Annotated in this window: 5 protein-coding genes; 4 read left to right on the top strand and 1 reads right to left on the bottom strand. The window is 74.9% G+C overall.

Annotation, left to right across the window (positions count from 1 at the left end; all coding sequences use genetic code 11):
• The 4 genes from DVA66_RS18475 to DVA66_RS18490 form a co-directional block, all read left to right on the top strand.
• Positions 1-1,056, top strand: a 1,056-nt coding sequence (locus DVA66_RS18475) for a MiaB/RimO family radical SAM methylthiotransferase (RefSeq protein ID WP_114561348.1), incomplete at its 5' end; no start/stop codon positions are given.
• A complete protein-coding gene (gene pgsA, locus DVA66_RS18480; RefSeq protein WP_269801642.1) occupies positions 1,053-1,628 on the top strand; it encodes a CDP-diacylglycerol--glycerol-3-phosphate 3-phosphatidyltransferase in 576 nt (191 codons plus the stop codon). The genes DVA66_RS18475 and pgsA, both read left to right, overlap by 4 nt.
• Positions 1,625-2,152, top strand: a complete 528-nt coding sequence (locus tag DVA66_RS18485) for a CinA family protein (protein WP_232822061.1) — start codon at positions 1,625-1,627, stop codon at positions 2,150-2,152. The genes pgsA and DVA66_RS18485 overlap by 4 nt, the downstream gene beginning before the upstream one ends.
• 111 nt (positions 2,153-2,263) lie before the next feature.
• A complete protein-coding gene (locus DVA66_RS18490) occupies positions 2,264-2,554 on the top strand; it encodes a helix-turn-helix domain-containing protein (protein WP_114125102.1) in 291 nt (96 codons plus the stop codon).
• Positions 2,555-2,576: 22 nt separating this feature from the next.
• Here the strand turns inward: DVA66_RS18490 and DVA66_RS18495 are convergent.
• Positions 2,577-3,390: Lhr family helicase (locus DVA66_RS18495; protein ID WP_456297821.1), on the bottom strand; the 814-nt coding region annotated here is incomplete at its 5' end.

Raw genomic sequence — 3,390 nt, forward strand, 5'->3', positions numbered from 1 at the left:
CGCGACCGCCGCCAGCTGCTGCCGATCTCCCCGGTCCAGCGCCCGCAGGCCGCCCCGACCGTCGCCGTCCCCGGCCACGGCCAGGCCCCCGACCTGCCCAGCGGGCTGGCACCGGCCAGCGGACCGCGGGCTCTGCGCCGCCGCCTCGGCAGCGGCCCGATGGCCCCGCTGAAGATCGCCTCCGGCTGCGACCGCCGCTGCACCTTCTGCGCCATCCCGGCCTTCCGCGGCGCCTACGTCTCCCGGCAACCGGCCGACGTCGTCGCCGAGGCGCGCTGGCTGGCCGAGCAGGGGGTGCGCGAGGTGTTCCTGGTCAGCGAGAACTCCAGCTCCTACGGCAAGGACCTCGGCGACCTGCGGGCGATGGAGTCGCTGCTCACCGAGCTGGCGGCCGTGGACGGCATCGACTGGGTGCGGGTCTCCTACCTGCAGCCGGCCGAGACCCGTCCCGACCTGGTCACGGCGATGTGCTCGATCGAGGGCGTCGTGCCCTACTTCGACCTGTCGTTCCAGCACGCCTCGCCGACCGTGCTGCGGCGGATGCGGCGCTTCGGCGACCCCGAGTCGTTCCTCGGGCTCATCGAGTCGGTCCGCCGGCAGGCGCCGACCGCCGGCATCCGCTCCAACGTCATCGTCGGCTTCCCCGGCGAGACCGAGGACGACTTCGCCACGCTGCTCGGCTTCCTGGAGGCTGCCCGGCTGGACGCGATCGGCGTGTTCGGCTACTCCGACGAGGACGGCACCGCCGCCGCCGACCTGGACGGCCACCTCGACGAGGAGGTCGTCGAGCAGCGGCGCGAGGCCGCGGCCGACCTGGCCGCGGAGCTGATGGACCAGCGGGCCGAGGACCGGCTCGGCGAGCCGGTGCAGGTGCTGGTGGAGGAGCACGACGAGGACGAGCGGGTCTGGGTCGGCCGGTCGGCCCACCAGGGCCCGGAGGTCGACGGCACCACGCGGCTGGTCGGCGACGTCGCCGGTCTGGCGGTGGGTGACCTGGTGCGGGCCACCGTGGTGGCCAGCGAGGGCGCCGACCTCACCGCCGAGGTGGGCCGGTGAGCAGCGCGCCCGCGCCGGCGGTGTCCAACGTGAACGTGCCGAACGCGCTCACCCTGCTGCGGGTCCTCATGGTGCCGGTGTTCGGCTGGATGCTGCTGGCCCACCCGGACGAGGCCGGCTGGCGGGTCGCCAGCACGGTGGTGTTCGTGCTGGCCATCGCCACCGACAGCCTGGACGGCTACCTGGCGCGCCGCCACGACCTCATCACCAGCTTCGGCAAGCTGGCCGACCCGATCGCCGACAAGGCGCTGACCGGGATGGCCTTCGTCGGGCTGAGCATCATCGGCGAGCTGTGGTGGTGGGTGACCGTGGTGATCCTGCTGCGGGAGTGGGGGATCACGGTGATGCGGTTCGTGGTGCTGCGCTACGGCGTGATGGCGGCCAGCCGGGGCGGCAAGCTGAAGACGGTGCTGCAGGCGGTGGCACTGGTGCTGTACCTGCTGCCGCTGAGCGGCTGGCCGGACGTCGTCTCGGTGGTGGCGATGGTCGCGGCCCTGGTGGTCACCGTGGTCACCGGTGTGGACTACGTGCTCGCCGCGGTCCGGCTGCGGCGGCAGGGGAGGACGGCGTGAGCGGGGACGGATCGGCGGTCGTGGACGCCCACGAGGCGGTGGCCGACCCGTCGCGCCCCGACGCGGTCACCCGGACCGTGATCAACCGGCTGATCGCCCGCGGCGGCACCGTCGCGACCGCCGAGTCGCTGACCGCCGGGCTGGTCTCGGCGAGCCTGGCCGAGGTCCCCGGCGCGTCGGCCGTGCTGCGCGGCGGCGTGGTCAGCTACGCCACCGAGGTGAAGACCGGCGTGCTCGGTGTGCCGGAGGACGTGGTCGCCGAGCACGGGGTGGTGTCCGAGCCCGTGGCGACGGCGATGGCCACGGGCGTGCAGGAGCGGCTGGGGGCCGACTTCGGGGTGGCGACCACCGGCGTCGCCGGACCCGCGCCGGTCGACGACCACCCGCCCGGTCACGTCTGGGTGGCGGTGGCCGGACCCGACGGCGTCGCGGCCCGGCTGCTGCAGCTCGACGGCGACCGCAACGAGGTGCGCGACGCCACCGTGGTGCACGCGCTGGGCCTGCTCCTCGAGCAGCTGGACTGAGCGGGGCCGGCGCGGCCCGGGGAACAGCGGAGATGTCCCGCGTGTTGGGAGGGGCGTAGGCCCGCTGTCCCCGGCAGTGGGTATTGTCTGGGCATGGCGCGGGAGGAAGCGATGAAGCCGGTTCTGTTGCGAGAGCTGATGGGTGAGTCCCTCCGCGAGCAGCGGACGGCTCAGGGCAAGACCCTGCGCGAGGTGTCCCAGCAGGCCCGGGTGAGCCTGGGCTACCTGTCGGAGGTCGAGCGCGGGCAGAAGGAGGCCTCCAGCGAGCTGCTGGCCGCGATCTGCGACGCCCTCGGCACCCCGATGTCGGAGGTGCTGTCGGCGGTGAGCGACAAGATGGCGCTGCAGGAGAAGGTCAAGGTGCTGCCGGTCCGTCCGATCCGCGCCAGCGTCGCCGCCTGAGCGGACTCGCCCCGACCCTCCTCTAGCGGGCCCGCAGCCGCATCCCCTGCGGGGTCATGGTGAACCCGGCCTCCTCCAACGCCTGCCGCAGCTCGGGGCGCTCGAAGACGTGCACCGAGTCCACCCGCTCCACCGTCACCCGGCCCAGCCAGCCGGCCCGCACCGCCGTCGCCAGCGCTGAGGTCGCCGCCGCCACGTCGTCGGGCTCGGTGCCGAAAGTCAGCAGCGACCGGCCGCCGCGCTCGACGTAGAGCAGCAGCCGGCCGTCCCGCAGCACCACCACCGCCCCCGGCTTGCGTCCGGGCCGGTGCCCGGGACGGTCCGGCCAGCCGAAGGCGGCGCCGTAGGGGTTGGCCGGGTCGCAGGCGGCCAGCACGACCGTCCCGTCGTCAGTGCCCACGGACTGCTGGCCGTCGCCGCCGGAGCGTCGGTCGCGGCCCGCAGCACCGGCCGGGCCGGTCGCGTCGTCGCTGAAGGAGCGCAGCCGGTCCACCGCCCCCGACAGCGCGAACTGCGCCGCCCCCAGGCCCTCCACGAAGTAGCCCCGCCGGCACTGCCCGGCCTCCTCGAGCTGGGACAGCCCGCGGTACACCGGACCGAAGCCGCCCTCGGCCCGCTCGGTGAGCACACTGCCCCGGGTCACCACCCCGTAGCGGTCGAGCATCAGCAGCAGGTCGGCGCTGAAGCGGCGGCGGACGTCCTCGGCGCCGGGTCGGGGCAGCAGCGACCAGCGTCCGGAGGTGGTGGTCTGGTCGAGCCCGATCGCCGACCCCGGCCGGCGGGGACGGCTGGCCTGCAGCCGCGACGGCCGGCGGGCCGACGCCGGCCGGGGCCGG

This window comes from Desertihabitans aurantiacus, from assembly GCF_003344635.1.
GTDB lineage: Bacteria > Actinomycetota > Actinomycetes > Propionibacteriales > Propionibacteriaceae > Desertihabitans > Desertihabitans aurantiacus.